Origin of the sequence: Psychroflexus tropicus DSM 15496 (genome assembly GCF_000378765.1) — a bacterium.
Classification (GTDB): Bacteria; Bacteroidota; Bacteroidia; order Flavobacteriales; family Flavobacteriaceae; genus Psychroflexus; species Psychroflexus tropicus.
Window position 1 is genome coordinate 597,774 of sequence record NZ_KB905343.1, and the last position, 16,140, is coordinate 613,913.

The window sequence follows — 16,140 nt, forward strand, 5'->3', positions numbered from 1 at the left end:
TTTATGAAAATATGTCATGTTGTAAAACTGTCAGTACAAAAAAAACGGTTTAGAATTTCTAAACCGTTTTTAATAGATTTAATAAAAAGACTATGATTTATTTTCATCATCTTTTCTAGGTCCTTTTTCAGGTTTTGGAAGCAATGCTTTTCTAGAAACCTTAGGTTTTTTGGTTCTAGGATCTACTCCAAAATATTTTACATCCAACACGTCTCCTAGTTTAACTACATCAGCAACGTTTTCGGTACGTTCCCATGCTAGTTCGGAGATGTGAAGTAATACCTCATTTCCTGGTGCTTCGTTATATTCTACAACAGCTCCAAAATCAAGCACTTTTACAACGGTGACCTCGTAAACGCTTCCTTTTTCAGGCTTGAAGGTCACAGAGTCGATTTTAGCAAGAACTTTATCAATTCCATCTTGATCTGTACCAAGTATTTCTACTATGCCTTCTTCAGTATCCGGATCTTCGTTGATGACGATTTCTGTTCCTGTAGATTTTTGTAATTCTTGAATTACTTTTCCACCAGGTCCAATAAGGGCTCCAATGAAATCATTTGGAATTCTACGCGTGATGATTTTAGGCGCATGAGCTTTAACAGTTTCATTTGGAGCAGGAATGGTTTCTGTCAATTTATTCAAAATATGAAGTCTTCCATCTCTAGCTTGTTTAAGAGCTTTAACCAAAATTTCATAAGGTAAGCCTTTCACTTTAATATCCATCTGGCAGGCTGTGATCCCATCAGCGGTACCTGTAACTTTAAAGTCCATGTCTCCTAAATGATCTTCATCTCCTAAGATATCAGACAATACAGCGTGACGCTCTCCGTCAGTAATTAATCCCATGGCAATACCTGAGACAGGCTTTGTCATCTTAACACCAGCATCCATCATGGCCATGGTTCCTGCACACACTGTAGCCATAGAAGAAGAACCATTTGATTCTAAAACTTCAGAAACTACACGTACTGTATAGGGATTGCTTTCTGGAATCATGCCTTTAAGCGCACGCTGAGCTAAATTACCGTGACCAATCTCTCTTCGTGAAGTTCCTCTAATTGGATAAGCCTCCCCTGTACAGAAAGGAGGGAAGTTATAGTGAAGGTAGAAGGTTTCTTCTCCCTGGTGAGTAGGCATGTCAATGGTATTAGCTTCTCTGGATGTTCCAAGAGTTACAGTCGCTAAAGCTTGTGTTTCTCCTCTGGTAAATATAGCAGACCCGTGAACAGAAGGTAAGTAGTCTACTTCACACCAAATTGGTCTAATTTCGTCGGTTTTTCTTCCATCAAGTCGAATTCCTTCCGATAGTGTTAATTCTCTTACTGCATCCTTTTCTACTTTATTAAAATAAGTTTTGATGAGCTTTTCATTTTCCTCTAGTTCTTCCTCAGAAAATAAGGCCATGACTTCGTCTTTCACTGCAGAAAATGCTTCACCACGCTCTCTTTTGCTATGACCACCTTTGGCGATTTCATAGATTTTATCATAAGCTGCCTCACGAACCTTATTTTCTATCTCTTCGTTTTGTTCAGCAGAAGGATATTCTCGCACTGGTTTTTTGCCGAAGGCTTCAGCAAGTTTTATTTGAGCTTCAATTTGTTTTTTGATGTGTTCATGAGCGAATTTGATGGCTTCAGCCATTTCTTCTTCAGAAATCTCATTCATTTCACCTTCTACCATCATCACAGAGTCTGAAGAGGCACCAATAATCATGTCGATGTCTGAGTCTTTAAGTTGACTGCGACTAGGGTTGATGACAAACTCTCCGTTAACTCTACCAACTCTGGCCTCAGAGATAGCAGTTTCAAAAGGAATATCTGATAATTGAATCGCTGTAGAAGCAGCAAGACCTGCCAAAGCATCTGGCATCACTTCGTCGTCGTGAGACATCAGCTGAATCATAACCTGTGTTTCGGTCTTGTAATCTGAAGGAAAAAGAGGACGTAATACTCTGTCTACTATTCTCATGGTAAGCACTTCACCATCGCTTGGACGTGCCTCTCTTTTGAAAAAGCCACCGGGATATCTACCTGCAGCTGCAAATTTTTCTCTGTAGTCTACCGTTAATGGAAAAAAATCCATTGTGCTCTCCTTGTAAGAAGAAACTACTGTACAAAGCAACATGGCGTTGCCCATTTGAACAACAACAGAGCCGTGTGCCTGCTTTGCTAATTTACCGGTCTCTAGTTTGATTTCTCTACCGTCACCGAGATCGATAACTTCGCTAAATGTTTTTGGAATCATAATAATGATGTTAAGGTTATACGTTTTTCTTAAGTGTTGTTGTGTTGTTGTTTAGAAAAAATGTAAAACCAATGGAAGTCGTTCCAAGGAACGCTTTTAAATTAAAAAAGGGGCAAAGTGCCCCTTTAATTTTTATTTTCTTAATCCTAATTCTTTAACGATGGCTCTGTATCTCATGATGTCTTTTTTCATGAGGTAGTCGAGAAGATTTCTTCTTTTACCAACTAGTTTAACCAAAGATCTTTCAGAATTAAAATCTTTTCTGTTTGTTTTTAAGTGTTGAGAAATGTGCTCAATTCTCTGAGTCATCAAAGCGATCTGGCCTTCTGCAGAACCAGAATCTTTCTCGTTCTTACCGTGTTTAGCAAATAATTTGCCTTTTTCTTCTAATGTTAAGTACATGCCAATATTATTTCAATAATTTTTATGCTAGAATAGATTTTCTATTCAATCCTGCAAAAGTAATCTTTTAAATGGAGATAGCAACCTCTTCTAAAAAAATTATGCTCTTACTGGCTGATTTAGAATAAGGTCTATGTAAAGATTGATTTTATGTTTTAATTCTTTACGGTGGGAAATAAAGTCTAAGAAACCATGCTCTTTAAGAAATTCAGACGATTGAAAACCTTCTGGAAGGTCTTTTCCAGTAGTGTCTTTAACAACTCTTGGTCCTGCAAATCCAATTAATGCTCCTGGCTCTGATATATTAATATCTCCTAGCATAGCAAAAGATGCAGTAGTACCACCTGTTGTAGGGTCTGTACACAAGGAGATATAAGGTAATTTTGCTTTTGCTAACTGGGTAAGTTTAATTGAGGTTTTGGCCAATTGCATCAAAGATAAGGCCGCTTCCATCATTCTGGCACCTCCAGACTTGGATATGATGATCAAAGGACATTTATGAGCAATAGCATGATCTATAGCTCTAGCAATTTTTTCACCTACCACAGAACCCATAGAACCTCCTATAAATTTAAAATCCATGGCAGCGATAACTACATTTTTCCCTTTAGATTTTCCCACTGCCGTTCTTATGGCATCGTTGAGTTGTGTTTTTTGCTGTACTTCTTTGAGTCTATCTTTATATTTTTTGGTATCCTCAAATTTTAAAGGATCTTTCGATTTGAGTTTACTGTCCAATTCTTCAAAGTCACCATTATCGAATAAGATGTCAAAATATTCTGTACTCCCTATTCTAACATGGTAATCATCTTCGGGACTGACGTAATAATTTTTAGCCAGTTGCTCTGCATCTATAATTTTACCGGTAGGTGATTTGTACCATAATCCTTTAGGTACATCTTTTTTTTCTTCGGTTGGGGTTTGAATCCCTTTTTTCTTTCTCTTAAACCAAGCTGCCATATACGCTGTATTGCTTAATTATAATGTATTAATATTATTTAGATCCTTAAAGGCCTGCTCGAGTCTAACCATAAAAGTCGCTTCTCCTTCTCTTAGCCATTTTCTAGGATCGTAGTATTTTTTATTAGGAACATCATCTCCTTCAGGATTACCTATTTGTGTAGAGACATAATCCGCTTTATCTTTTAAATAGTCTCTAATACCCTCTGTAAAGGCATATTGTAAGTCGGTATCAATATTCATTTTGATAACTCCATATCCAATAGCTTCTTGAATTTCCTCAACTGTAGAACCGCTACCGCCATGGAAAACAAAATCGATATGATTATGCTCTACTTTGTAGTGTTTGGTTACATACTCCTGAGAATTTTTAAGAATTTTTGGAGTTAATTTCACGTTTCCTGGTTTGTAGACCCCATGAACATTTCCAAAAGCAGCCGCTATAGTGAATTGGTCTGACACTTTGCTCAATTCTTCATAAGCATAGGCGACTTCCTCTGGTTGCGTATATAATTTTGATGAATCAATATCTGTATTATCTACCCCATCTTCTTCACCTCCGGTAACTCCAAGCTCAATTTCTAAAGTCATCCCCATTTTCTTCATTCGCTCCAGGTAGGATTTACATATTTCTATATTCTCTTCTAAAGGCTCTTCAGATAGATCGATCATGTGCGAACTATATAGCGGTTTACCATGAACTTCAAAGAATTTTTCTCCTTCGTCAAGTAAGCCATCGATCCAAGGCAACAATTTCTTAGCACAGTGGTCGGTGTGAAGAATCACAGTTGCGCCATAAGCTTCTGCTAAATCATGAACGTGTTTAGCTCCGGTAGCAGCTCCTTTGATGGCTGCCTGTTGGTTTTCATTGGACAAGCCTTTTCCAGCATTGAATTGGGCTCCACCATTCGAAAATTGAATGATTACTGGGGAATTAAGTTTCGCTGCGGTCTCTAGGACAGCATTTATAGTATTGGAGCCGACAACATTCACAGCTGGAAGTGCATATTTGTTCTGCTTAGCATGATCAAATATAGCCTGCACTTCCTTTCCGGTTGCAACTCCTGGTTTTATATTATGGCTCATAGTGACTTTTTTTAATTAAAATGAATCGTAAAATTAAGAAATATAAATCTATTAGAATGGGTAATTGATTCCGAAGTTAAAAACGGCATTACTGAAGTTGTAATCTTTAAACCACTTTGAACCTTCACTTCCGGGATTATAAGTTTTAAACCCTAGGTCCATCCTTATAACAAAAAACTCGATGTCGTAACGAAATCCAAATCCTGAAGCTATAGAGAGTTCACTCAAATCCTTAAGACCATCAAACCTAGCTGCAGGATCCTCTACGTTGTCAAAGATGTTCCAAATATTACCTGCATCTATGAATAGAGCACTGTTAAGATTTCCAAACAGGTTGAATCTATATTCTGCATTAAAAGAAAGCTTAAAATTAGCTTCGTTGAAGTCATTCACCCCGTTTGTTGATCCAGGTCCAAGATCATAGGGTCTCCACCCTCTATTATCATTGGGTCCACCGCCAAAAAAACTGCGAGGGAAAGGTATAGAGTTGGCATTTCCAAATGGAATAGCAATGCCGCCATAAGCTCTGGCAGCAACCACTTGCTGACTGCCTAAGTCCCAATGTTTGATATAGTTTAATTCTGGTTTGATATACTGGGAAAATTGAACTCCAAACAATCTATAATTGCCGGCCTGTGTTTCTTCCAGGCCGAGTGGCCTGGATAGAAGTGAAAGTAGACTACCGGCCCATTCTATCTTGGCTCTAAATTGAGAAAAATCATTATCCAGTAAATTAGTTCTTGAGCTATAATCAAATGTAAAGTTTGAAGCTACAATCAGATTATTTTCAGTTAGTCTTTCCCTACGTTCAATAAGAGAATTGGCTATTAACTCATCTTCAGAATTCAAATTAATTTCTTGATTATTTATTTGATTAATAAACCCTTGTGTGCCCTCTGGAATAATTAAATTCAATTCCCCTTGTTCATTTTCTGCAAGAAAGTTGGGGTTGACCTGATTTATGTTATTTCTTGAAATTTGATTTAATTCTGAATAGGAGTTTCTAAAAACATTGAAAAAGTTGGCTGCGTTTAAATTATTGACAAACTGAACATTCATCAAGTCAAACTGATAAGAAGTTCTGTCTTTAGGTTTCCAGCGATAGCCAAAGGTCGCATTTAGATTTCTCCTATCCAGTCCTATATTTTGCTGGGTGCTAAAACCCACACTCGCTGTGGTAAAGGGTGACATTGTATTTTTAATCAGTTGCTTAGTATTAAGCGGAAAAATAATTCTTGGAAAATTCAATCTTAAATCTGCTCCATACTCTAAGATATCCAGGAACTGGTCTTCAGAGTTACCTAAGTCTCTAGAAGCTCCAAAATTCCCTCTTCCAGAGAGCTCTAAAGTTTCAGCTCCTCTAAAAATATTTCTAGCCAATAAGGACGTATTAAATCCAATACCAAACTGTTGAATATTACTTTGGCTGACGTCTACACTAAAATTAGTGGAAAATCTTTCTTTAGGAGTCAATAATACATTTGCTATTAATCCCGTGCCTGTGGAGTCTCTAGGATCTTCCTGATACAAAATATTAGGATATTTAAATATTCTGGTTTCCGATATCCTATTGTTGGTTCTAGCTCTGTCTATGTCTCGGTACACGCTATCTTTTTTGATAAAGATGAAATCAGATAGAACCTTTGGGTTTAACTTTAAATTTCCAAATGAGTAGATGGTAGTATTCTTGTAAACTACAGAGTCTAAAACTTTAGTCGTTTTGCCGTCATAATCTGAAAACACATTCACGCCACTTATTCTATGAACTTTAAACGGAACTGATGCTGTAGTGTCTCTCACTTCGATAAGTCGATCTGTAATATTAAGGTCTAAATTTATTTTATAATCATTATCAAGAGTATCTGCGTAGTAGGAAATGTATTCTTTCTCAAAATGATACAGCCCGTGATTTCTGAAATAATTGGTAATAAAATCCCTGTCTGCATTAAATTCTTCTGTATTGTAGGGCTTGCCAATTTTTACCTGATTATTTTTTTTAATGATTTGGTATAAAGAATCAGCAGCTTTAGATTCAATGTTTTCTGAAAGACTATCAATGATGTATTGCTTTCCAGGGGTTATTTTGTAATCTATGTCTATAGTTTTTGCAATACTGTCGCTAGTTGTATCGTAGGAGGCTTCCGCATTAAACCACCCATGATTCCAATACCAAGACTCTAGTTTTTCTAATGAATTTTCTGTCCTGCTTTTATCAAATAGGCTGGGTTCTTCCCCTGTTTTTTTAATTGTGTTGTTGAGCCCAATCCAAGATTTTTTTAGTTTGATGACCTGGCGTTTGGAAAGCAACGAAACCAGTCTGTCTGGGCGTTTATCTTTTTTTTTCACCCAGTTGATAAATCGTCTTTCAGGGTTGAGCTGGGCAAGATTGTAAATTTGAAGCTTTAGAGGATAGCCCAAAATTTTTGTATTGGTTTCCTGAGCAAGTTGCCTGTAAAGTTCTCTGTTTTTTACAACACTATCTTGACTGAATATAGTTTGATTGGTGATTAAGAGCTGATCATCCTTCAATTTTCTAGTGACATCACATGAGAAAAACAGTTGAATAAATAAAAGAATAAATAGTAGCTTTGTGAGTCCGTTATTCAATGTCGCAATAGTTTCTAAAATAAATATAAATGCTCAGCAAAAATCAAATTAAGCTTATCAAAAGCTTGAACAAAAAGAAACATCGTTTAGAGCATGGTCTCTTTGTTACTGAGGGTGTAAAAGTAATCAAAGAATTTTTAAATAGTTCATTCCAATTAAAGGCATTATATTCTGTTGCAGACATTTTTTTTATTGAAGAAGGAGAGAGTTTTATAATTTCCGAAAAAGACCTCGGTAAAATTTCTAACCTCAAAACTCCTCAAACCGCCTTAGCAATATTTGAAATTCCAAATTCACTTAAGGAAATAGATAAAACTCAACTAAGCCTGAGTCTCGATGGCATAAGAGACCCTGGAAATTTAGGAACTATTATTCGCATGTGTGACTGGTTTGGAATCAAAGACCTTGTCTGTTCTGAAGATACAGTAGATTGTTTTAACCCTAAGGTTGTCCAGTCTACTATGGGATCCTTGTCTCGCGTCAATATTACTTACACAGACCTACAGGCTTTTCTTTTGGATGATTCTCTTCATGTCTACGGCGCCTTTATGGAAGGCGATAATGTGTATTCTACCTCTCTTCAAACCAAAGCTTCCACTATTGTGCTAGGCAATGAAGCAAATGGGATAAGGCCAGATGTTTTACCACATATAAATCAGAGAATTTCCATTCCCAGTTATGGAAATGCTATGGGGGCGGAAAGTCTTAATGTAGCCATGGCTGGCTCGATACTGTTAAGTGAATTTAAAAGAAGAGGCTAGTTTACTGAAAAGTAAAATTGATAAAAATACCTCTGGTTTTCATAGATTCGATATTAGAAGTCCAAGGGCTATTTGGGTCATCATCCCTTACTAATTCATCTCCCATACCAAACACTCCTCTTACAGAAGGCGTAAACTTGAAATAGTCAAAATAAAAATCAATTCCAAATCCTACATCGAGGTAATAATTTTGGGTTTTTAAACGGAACTGACCCGCAGAATTGTCCTGAGGATTGTCTTCGTTACTCGATAAATTATGAGATACTGCTGCCCCTCCTACCAGGAACGGCTTAAAATTATTGATTCGTTTAGAAGAGAACTTAAGGAGCAAAGGAATATAAATATATGAAGAGTTCACATCTCGTATTCTTTCATTCTCTTCGGTAAAATTTGGAAAGGTGAGGGTTCTATTAGAAAATACAACACCAGGTTCAAGACGGAGATCAAAGTAATCATTCAATCTCAGATTACCCAAAAGTCCAACATTAAAGCTTGGGCTTTTTCCAACGTCTATATCCTCGCCTTGATCTTTATACTTAATTTGAAAATCGTAAGTGTTGAATCCTAAGTAATAGCCCCAAGACCATCTTTTTTTATCAAAGTTTTCTTTATTTAAAACTTTCTCTTTACTAAAAAGCTGAGCATGAGCCGAAGTCAATCCAAAAAAGAAAATCAGAATAAAAAGTAACCTCATAATTATTTTTTAGAAGCAGAATAAATGGTAGATACCCCAAATGTTTGTGGGTGGTCTTCTACATCTGTAAACCCGATTTTCTTTAAAATATTGTTGAATTTTTCACCATATGGAAAAACGGAAGCACTTTCACTTAGATATTTATATGCGCTTTTGTCTTTAGAAAATAATTTACCAATAGTAGGAAGTACATAATTAGAATAGACCTTGTAGCCTTGTTTGAAGGGAAACTTCGTAGGCACCGATGTTTCTAAAACAACAAAAATTCCTCCAGGTCTAAGTACTCTATAAATCTCTGATAATCCTTTATCTAAATCTTCAAAATTACGAACACCAAAAGCTACCGTAATAGCATCGAAAGTGTTGTCTTCGTAAGGTAGATTTTCTGAATCTGCCTGAACCATCTCTATGCGTTCCTGCAGTTTTTTATCTGCAATTTTATATTTACCAACCTGAAGCATACCAGCAGAAATATCTAGACCAATGATTTTCTCAGCGCTAGAATCTGCCATAGCAATCGCTAAATCTCCAGTACCAGTGGCCACATCCAAAATAAATTTCGGCTGTGTTTTTTTAACCATTTCGATGAGCTTCGTTCTCCATTTCTGGTCAATACCAAAGGAAATGACCCGGTTGAGCCCGTCGTAATTTTCTGAAATATTGTCGAACATTTGTTCAACCTGTTTTTTCTTTTCAACTTCAGAATCTTTGTAGGGCTTCACATTTTTGCTCATGAAATTTTTTTGGCAAAGATACATCTTCTTTAGAATCCGTCTATTGAATCTGCAAGCTCTTAGTACTTCTTTTTTAAATTTTTACCTTAATTTTGTCCTCATGAAAATATTAATTGCAGGTGCAGGAGAAGTCGGATTTCATTTGGCAAAGTTATTCTCCTACGAATCACACGCTATTACGCTGGTGGATGTTGATGAAGATCGTTTAGATTATGCTAACAAACACCTAGATATCAAAATTTTAAATGGTGATGCTACTCTTCCAAGCACACTAAAAGAAGCAGGAATAGCTCAAACGGATATGCTTATTGCTGTAACGTCTAACCAGTCCATCAATATTTCGGTATGTGTGTTTGCTAAACAAATGGGTGCAGGCAGAACAGTAGCACGAGTTTCCAATCAGGAACTTTTAGATGCTGAGGAGATTATTGACATGAAAGCCCTGGGAATTGATGAAATGATATCCCCGGAGTCTTTGGCAGCTAATGAAGTAAAAATGCTACTCAATCAATCTGCCTTTACCGATACCTTTAAATTTGACGATGGAGCCTTAACGATGATGGGATTAACCCTGAGATCCAAAGCTCCATTTATAGGAAATACAGTACAGGAAGCTGCAGATATTTTTCCTGGATTGCATTTTGTACCTATCGCTCTACAGCGGTATGGTACCCAACTTACAATAATACCTAGAGGCGATACTGAATTTAAGAGGGGAGACAGGGTATATTTCATTACCGATTCTGAAGGAGTTGAGGAACTTTATAAATTGACTGGAGCAGAGAAGAGGTCAATTAAAAAAGTAATGGTACTTGGAGGCAGTAATATTGGAAGAACTTTAGCAAAAGATCTGTGTAAAGAGAATTTTGCAGTGAAAGTGATTGAGAAAGATCACAGGAAAGCTCTAGACTTAGCTAATACCTTACCCAATGCGTTAGTGATTAATGCAGATGGTAGAAACGTTGAAATCCTTAAAGAGGAAAGCATTGGTAAGATGGACGCTTTTGTGGCTGTCACAGAAGATTCAGAAACCAATATTATAACGTGTCTAGTGGCCAACTCTAAAGGAGTAAGAAAAACTATTGCTCTAGTAGAAAATATGGATTACTTTCAATTAAGCCATTCCATCGGAATACATTCGCTTGTTAATAAAAAATTATTGGCTGCAAATAGTATTTTCAGGTACTTAAGGAAAGGTGAAGTAATTGCAATGACCAAATTAAATAACATGAATGCAGAGTTGCTTGAATTTGTTGTGAAAGCAGATTCTAAGGTGACTAATAGCAAAATCGTGGATATAAATTTCCCCAGAACCGCAGTAGTTGGCGGAGTAATAAGAGATGGAAAAGGAATAATTGCCCTTGGAGATTTCAAAATTAGGGAAGGAGATAGAATTGTGGTTTGTACCCTACCCAAATCTATTAAAAGTGTAGAAAATTTATTCTGTTAAGGTGTCAAACTTGAATCTTAAAATCGTTGCCCACATCATGGGTGTCCTTCTTGTTTTTAATGGAGGATTTATGATAGTTCCATCGATCTATAGTTGGATTAATGGAGAAACAGTGGCCTTGGATATTGCGGTCTCTGCACTAGTCTCCATTTTTATAGGGCTTTCAGCTATGTTCTTTACAAGATTTCATGATAAAGATATTTCTCAAAAAGAGGGATACCTTATCGTTACCTTAGGTTGGGTAGTGATGGTGCTCAGCGGTATGTTACCTTATTTAATTTCAGGAGAAATTAAAGGTCTCGTCAATTGCTTTTTTGAAACTATGTCTGGTTACACAACAACCGGAGCTTCAATTGTTAATGATATCGAATCCCTATCGGAAGGTATTCTACTTTGGAGAAGTTTTACACATTGGATAGGGGGTATGGGGATTATTGTCCTTGCGGTAGCCATTTTACCATTATTTGGGATTGGAGGTATGCAGTTATTTTCGGCAGAGTCTCCAGGTCCAAGTGCAGATAAAGTGAAACCCAAGATAGCAGATACAGCCAAACGCCTATGGTTAATTTATTTTGGGTATACCGTTTCAGAAACCATTTTATTAAAAGTAGCAGGTATGAATTGGTTTGATGCTACAAATCATGCCTTAAGTACTCTGTCTACTGGAGGATTTTCTACTAAAAACGCAAGTTTAGCTTACTGGAATGATTCTCCTTTTATTCAATACATCATCATTCTGTTTATGTTTCTGGCAGGGACTAATTTTGTAGTGAGCTATTTCGCGTTTAAAGGTAAAATCCAAAATGTGCTTCGAAATGAAGAGTTTAAATGGTTTTTCTTTTTTATCGCTGGATTTACAGCTATCACCTCATTATCTATTTATTTTCTAGCAGACACCAGCTTAGCTACCATAGATTATCCTATGGTCTTAGGAGAAGCTGAAAGTGCATTTAGACATGGAATATTTCAGGTTTTAGCAATTATTACGACTACAGGCTTTGTTACTGCAGATTATACGCTCTGGACTCCACTACTTACGGTTTTGTTTTTTGGATTGTTTTTTCTTGGAGGTTCTGCGGGATCAACCTCGGGAGGGGTTAAGGTCATAAGACATATAATCATGATCAAAAATGGCTTCCAGGAATTCAGAAGGATTCTACATCCTAATGCTGTTTTACCTGTGCGTTATAAAGGCTCTTCTGTAGATCAAAAAATTGTATATAATATTCTGGGTTTTTTCATATTTTATGCCTTATCCTTTATTTTGGGAGCTGTAGTTTTTGCGGGAACCGGATTAGATTTCGAAACTGCTATTGGAGCCTCAGCATCTTCACTTGGTAACGTTGGTCCTGCTTTTGGGCAATTAAGTCCAGTTGACAATTTTGCATCTCTTACCACCTTTGGTAAATATTGGAGTTCATTTCTAATGCTTATAGGGAGATTGGAACTCTTTACAGTATTGATCCTGTTTACTCCTTATTTTTGGAAAAACACATAAAAAAACCGACAACTTAATATTGCCGGTTTTTTTACATTGAAGTTATGTCTTTAAAGTCCTATTTTTTCGGGAGTTCTTTTATATTCTCTTTTAAATAAATTTTGTTCCTGAATCATTCGTGCAGTTTTATCTGGTACTGCATCCTGCCAACCATCTTCTCCGTTAGAAATCTTTTGTAAAATATCTCTCGAAAAGTAGCCTAAGATATCTTCTTCAAAATTCTTGATATCGACTACTCTTCCATTATACTTAAAGAATTTATATAACTCCTTCATTCGCGGGTGAACTTTCAGATTATCACTATCCGTGATTTTGCCTGTTTGCGGATCTTTATATGGATACAAATAAACTCTTAAATCTTTAAAGAATAATTTTCCAAAGGCTTCCAATATACCACCGCTTAAGTGTCTGTAATATTTTTCATCAAACACATCGATGAGGTTGTTGACACCCATAGCGAGTCCCATTCTTTCTTTAGTGTAATTTGAAAAATATTCAACCAGTTTGTAATATTCCTGGAAATTAGAAATCATTACTGTATGACCTAAAGCACAAAGCAATTTTGCTCTGTCCATAAAATCCTCTTCGTTGATTTCTCCTTCAGCTCTCAAGTTGGAAAGCGTAATTTCAAAAACAGGCTGTATGTTTTCTTTCTTAACCTTCTTTTCCTTTTCAAAAAGCTCTAAAGCCGTGTGATAAATATCCATATTTACCTTTGTCACAGGCCTGAAACTACCTCTCATGGCCAGGATATTTTTTTTGTAAAGCGCTTTAGCAGGAAGAATATTATTTCCATCTGGTGCAAACATGACGGCCTCGGTCATTCCGTTTTTCACCAGCTGAAGACTCATTAATCTATTATCGACTTCTTCAAAATCAGGACCCGAAAAGTTGATAGTATCAATTTCGATTTGATCTTTATGAAGGTGATCGTAAAGTTCGTTGAGAATTTGCTTAGGATTATTATGAGCATAATAGGCCGCATAAATAAGGTTTGTCCCTAGTATTCCTAATGTATTTTGCTGCAATCTGGCGTCGTTTTCTTTAAAGCGAATGTGCAGAACAATTTTGTTGTATTCTGATTTGGGTTTAAGTTGATATTTGATTCCTACCCAGCCATGCCCTTTGTAACGCTTTGCAAAATCTATGGTAGCGACTGTATTCGCATAGGTAAAAAAGAGCTTATTTGGGTGCTTGCTTCTTTGGATGCGTTCTTCAATTAACTGAGTCTCATGATCCAGCATTTTCTTTAATCTGCTTTCTGTCACATAACGCTTATCATCTTCAACACCGTAAATAGCATCACTAAAATCTTTATCGTAGGCACTCATGGTTTTAGCAATCGTACCAGAAGAACCACCTGCCCTAAAGAAATTTCTAACGGTTTCTTGTCCGGCCCCAATTTCTGCAAACGTTCCGTAAATATTTTCGTTAAGGTTTATTCTTAATGCTTTGTCTTTGATGGAAGGTGCACTTTCAAAATCTTTGTCACCCATAATTGTTATAGACATATGCTAATGTTTTAGTAAGTCTTAAATAGAAATTAAACTTATAACAAATGTAATTAATACTCTTAGCTTAAGGAAAAAAAACAATAGTTTTGTATGAAAAATAACGTTTTGAAGGTAACATTTTTAGGCACAGGAACATCTCAGGGAATACCGATAATTGGAAGTGATCATCCAGTTTGTTTAAGTGATAACCCCAAAGATAAGCGCCTACGAGTATCAGCACTTTTAGAATGGGAAGATTATACCTACGTGATCGATTGTGGCCCCGACTTTAGGCAGCAGATGTTGGCAAATAACGTAAAAAAAATCGATGGGATTGTCTATACCCACGAGCATAATGATCATGTGATTGGATTAGATGATATTAGACCGTTCTACTTTAGGCAGGGTAACATCTCCATCTATTGTCATGAGCGCGTTTTAAAGAACCTGAAACACAGATTTCAATATGTGTTTGAAACTGAAAACAAGTATCCTGGGGCTCCCACTTTAGATACTCATATCATCAACGACGACCCATTTACACTAGGAAATAAAAAAGTGATCCCAATGAATGTTTATCATCCAGAGTTACAGGTGTATGGGTTTAGGTTTGGGGATTTTGCCTACGTGACCGATGCTAAAATTATACCACAGAAAGAGTTAGATAAACTTAAAGGTGTTAAGACTTTAGTTCTAAATGCCTTAAGAAAGGAAGAGCATATTTCTCACCTTAATCTTGAGCAAGCTATCGATGTGGTTAACTATTTAAAGCCCGAAAAAGCATATTTTACACATCTTAGTCATCATATGGGATTTCATGATGAGGTAGAAAAAGAATTACCCGAAGGCATACATCTAGCTTACGATAACCTTCAAATAGAAGTCTAATGGCAAAAAACATCTACTTATACCTTTTCGTCTTATCTGCATTATTAGCTGTATTTATTTATTACAACAGCACGCGAATTATTCAGGATCAGGAAAATACCATCAGAGAGCTAAAAGCTAAAATTGAGAAACTGGAGGCTAAAAAATAAATTTTTCATAATTCAGGCGGTATTGTATTTCATTTTAAGAAATTAGTAAAAAATTTTAAAAATGAAATTTAAAGCTATCACTTTTAGTTTACTGTGTTTTGGTTTTCTAGCCTGTGCACAACAAGATAATTCCATTGAAACTTTAGAAGAGGACTACGCCCACGAAGTAATCATCGATGATATTGATATTGTTTGGGGGTTTGACTTTTTTGAAGATGGCAGCATGCTATTAACTTCCAAGGAGGGCGATTTGTTTTACCATAAAGATGGTGAAACAACTAAAGTAACTACAATTTCAAATGTTTATAATCGAGGTCAGGGTGGACTTTTAGATGTAAAAATACACCCAGAATATCCTCAAAAACCTTGGATTTACCTAACCCATGCTTCTACTGAAGGTGAGGAAGAAGGTGGGCACACCGCTTTAGTGAGAGCAGAGTTTAGAGATGGACAACTCTCTAACATGGAAACGCTTTACAAAGCAGGTCCAAATACCACCAAAGGGGTTCACTTTGGAAGTCGGTTAGAATTTGACAGAGACGGATATCTATTCATGTCGATAGGTGAACGTGGAGCCAGGGATGAGAATCCACAGGATATCACCAGAGATGGTGGTAAGATTTACCGATTTAATGAAGATGGATCTATCCCCGAAGATAATCCGTTCTATAATAAGGAAAATGCCAAAAAAGCTATTTACAGCTACGGTCACCGTAATCCACAAGGCATGGAAATGCATCCTGATTCTGGAGAAATCTGGGTTCATGAACACGGCCCAAGAGGAGGAGATGAAATTAATATCATAAAAAAAGGTGCCAATTATGGCTGGCCGATTTTGAGTTATGGTATCAATTACAATGGAACAGAATTTACCGATGAAACTACCCGACCAGAAATGGAAGATCCATTTTACTATTGGGTACCTTCCATTGCACCAAGCGGGATGGCATTTGTTACTTCTGATCGATATCCCGAATTAAAAGGTAATGTTTTAGCAGGTTCTTTAAAATTCCAATACCTGGAACATTTAACACTTTCAAGTGAGGGTGTTCTTAGAAGAGAAAAATTGATGGATAAAGTAGGACGAGTAAGAAGTGTTGAGCAGGGGCCAGACGGCTTTATCTACGCTGGAATAGAGGGTGTAGGTTTAGTAAAAATGTTACCTAAATCTTAG

General features: G+C 36.6%; 14 protein-coding genes. 6 read left to right on the forward strand and 8 right to left on the reverse strand.

Going from position 1 to position 16,140, the window contains the following annotated elements; all coding sequences use genetic code 11:
- Positions 1-90: 90 nt before the first annotated feature.
- From F598_RS0107595 to tamL, 5 genes are all read right to left on the reverse strand, one after another.
- Positions 91-2,244: a polyribonucleotide nucleotidyltransferase gene (locus tag F598_RS0107595; RefSeq protein ID WP_019038439.1), complete on the reverse strand. Its 2,154-nt coding sequence runs from the start codon at positions 2,242-2,244 to the stop codon at positions 91-93.
- Positions 2,245-2,376: 132 nt separating this feature from the next.
- Complete coding sequence (gene rpsO, locus F598_RS0107600; RefSeq protein WP_019038440.1) at positions 2,377-2,646, reverse strand: 30S ribosomal protein S15; 270 nt, start codon at positions 2,644-2,646, stop codon at positions 2,377-2,379.
- 99 nt (positions 2,647-2,745) lie between these two features.
- The gene (accD, locus tag F598_RS0107605) at positions 2,746-3,606 is read right to left on the reverse strand and encodes an acetyl-CoA carboxylase, carboxyltransferase subunit beta (RefSeq protein WP_019038441.1); all 861 of its coding nucleotides are present in this window, start codon (positions 3,604-3,606) and stop codon (positions 2,746-2,748) included.
- Between the two features lie 18 nt (positions 3,607-3,624).
- Positions 3,625-4,692, reverse strand: coding sequence for a class II fructose-bisphosphate aldolase (gene fbaA, locus F598_RS0107610; RefSeq protein ID WP_019038442.1), 1,068 nt, complete (start codon positions 4,690-4,692; stop codon positions 3,625-3,627).
- 51 nt (positions 4,693-4,743) lie between these two features.
- Complete coding sequence (gene tamL, locus F598_RS0107615) at positions 4,744-7,299, reverse strand: translocation and assembly module lipoprotein TamL (RefSeq protein WP_026302586.1); 2,556 nt, start codon at positions 7,297-7,299, stop codon at positions 4,744-4,746.
- 29 nt (positions 7,300-7,328) lie between these two features.
- Here tamL and F598_RS0107620 point away from each other — a divergent pair, with 29 nt between their 5' ends.
- Positions 7,329-8,060: a TrmH family RNA methyltransferase gene (locus F598_RS0107620; RefSeq protein ID WP_019038444.1), complete on the forward strand. Its 732-nt coding sequence runs from the start codon at positions 7,329-7,331 to the stop codon at positions 8,058-8,060.
- 1 nt (position 8,061) lies between these two features.
- On the opposite strand, the gene porT is transcribed toward F598_RS0107620, so the two are convergent.
- Both porT and ubiE read right to left on the reverse strand, forming a co-directional pair.
- Entirely contained in the window at positions 8,062-8,754 is a 693-nt protein-coding gene (porT, locus tag F598_RS0107625; RefSeq protein WP_019038445.1) for a type IX secretion/gliding motility protein PorT/SprT, read from the reverse strand.
- 2 nt (positions 8,755-8,756) lie between these two features.
- On the reverse strand, positions 8,757-9,488 hold the full coding sequence (gene ubiE, locus F598_RS0107630; protein WP_019038446.1) for a bifunctional demethylmenaquinone methyltransferase/2-methoxy-6-polyprenyl-1,4-benzoquinol methylase UbiE: 732 nt from the start codon (positions 9,486-9,488) through the stop codon (positions 8,757-8,759).
- A gap of 100 nt (positions 9,489-9,588) precedes the next feature.
- Here ubiE and trkA point away from each other — a divergent pair, with 100 nt between their 5' ends.
- Positions 9,589-10,938, forward strand: a complete 1,350-nt coding sequence (trkA, locus tag F598_RS0107635) for a Trk system potassium transporter TrkA (protein ID WP_026302587.1) — start codon at positions 9,589-9,591, stop codon at positions 10,936-10,938.
- A gap of 37 nt (positions 10,939-10,975) precedes the next feature.
- A complete protein-coding gene (locus F598_RS0107640) occupies positions 10,976-12,436 on the forward strand; it encodes a TrkH family potassium uptake protein (protein ID WP_019038448.1) in 1,461 nt (486 codons plus the stop codon).
- A gap of 50 nt (positions 12,437-12,486) precedes the next feature.
- Here the strand turns inward: F598_RS0107640 and F598_RS0107645 are convergent, their stop codons facing one another.
- Positions 12,487-13,947, reverse strand: a complete 1,461-nt coding sequence (locus F598_RS0107645) for a nicotinamide mononucleotide adenylyltransferase (protein WP_019038449.1) — start codon at positions 13,945-13,947, stop codon at positions 12,487-12,489.
- A 93-nt stretch (positions 13,948-14,040) separates the two neighbouring features.
- On the opposite strand from F598_RS0107645, the gene F598_RS0107650 reads away from it, so the two are divergent.
- From F598_RS0107650 to F598_RS0107660, 3 genes are all read left to right on the forward strand, one after another.
- A complete protein-coding gene (locus tag F598_RS0107650; protein ID WP_019038450.1) occupies positions 14,041-14,817 on the forward strand; it encodes an MBL fold metallo-hydrolase in 777 nt (258 codons plus the stop codon).
- Positions 14,817-14,966, forward strand: coding sequence for a hypothetical protein (locus F598_RS15320; RefSeq protein WP_019038451.1), 150 nt, complete (start codon positions 14,817-14,819; stop codon positions 14,964-14,966). Before F598_RS0107650 ends, F598_RS15320 begins: the two co-directional genes overlap by 1 nt.
- Before the next feature lie 61 nt (positions 14,967-15,027).
- A complete protein-coding gene (locus F598_RS0107660) occupies positions 15,028-16,140 on the forward strand; it encodes a PQQ-dependent sugar dehydrogenase (RefSeq protein ID WP_019038452.1) in 1,113 nt (370 codons plus the stop codon).

What these genes read in the sequence shown, in the direction of transcription:
- F598_RS15320 (WP_019038451.1), top strand. Translation starts at nt 14,817, where the DNA reads ATGGCAAAAAACATCTACTTATACCTTTTCGTCTTATCTGCATTATTA.
- F598_RS0107595 (WP_019038439.1), bottom strand. Translation starts at nt 2,244, where the DNA reads ATGATTCCAAAAACATTTAGCGAAGTTATCGATCTCGGTGACGGTAGA.
- porT (WP_019038445.1), bottom strand. Translation starts at nt 8,754, where the DNA reads ATGAGGTTACTTTTTATTCTGATTTTCTTTTTTGGATTGACTTCGGCT.
- F598_RS0107640 (WP_019038448.1), top strand. Translation starts at nt 10,976, where the DNA reads ATGGGTGTCCTTCTTGTTTTTAATGGAGGATTTATGATAGTTCCATCG.
- accD (WP_019038441.1), bottom strand. Translation starts at nt 3,606, where the DNA reads ATGGCAGCTTGGTTTAAGAGAAAGAAAAAAGGGATTCAAACCCCAACC.
- rpsO (WP_019038440.1), bottom strand. Translation starts at nt 2,646, where the DNA reads ATGTACTTAACATTAGAAGAAAAAGGCAAATTATTTGCTAAACACGGT.
- fbaA (WP_019038442.1), bottom strand. Translation starts at nt 4,692, where the DNA reads ATGAGCCATAATATAAAACCAGGAGTTGCAACCGGAAAGGAAGTGCAG.
- ubiE (WP_019038446.1), bottom strand. Translation starts at nt 9,488, where the DNA reads ATGAGCAAAAATGTGAAGCCCTACAAAGATTCTGAAGTTGAAAAGAAA.
- F598_RS0107650 (WP_019038450.1), top strand. Translation starts at nt 14,041, where the DNA reads ATGAAAAATAACGTTTTGAAGGTAACATTTTTAGGCACAGGAACATCT.
- F598_RS0107660 (WP_019038452.1), top strand. Translation starts at nt 15,028, where the DNA reads ATGAAATTTAAAGCTATCACTTTTAGTTTACTGTGTTTTGGTTTTCTA.
- F598_RS0107620 (WP_019038444.1), top strand. Translation starts at nt 7,329, where the DNA reads ATGCTCAGCAAAAATCAAATTAAGCTTATCAAAAGCTTGAACAAAAAG.
- F598_RS0107645 (WP_019038449.1), bottom strand. Translation starts at nt 13,947, where the DNA reads ATGTCTATAACAATTATGGGTGACAAAGATTTTGAAAGTGCACCTTCC.
- trkA (WP_026302587.1), top strand. Translation starts at nt 9,589, where the DNA reads ATGAAAATATTAATTGCAGGTGCAGGAGAAGTCGGATTTCATTTGGCA.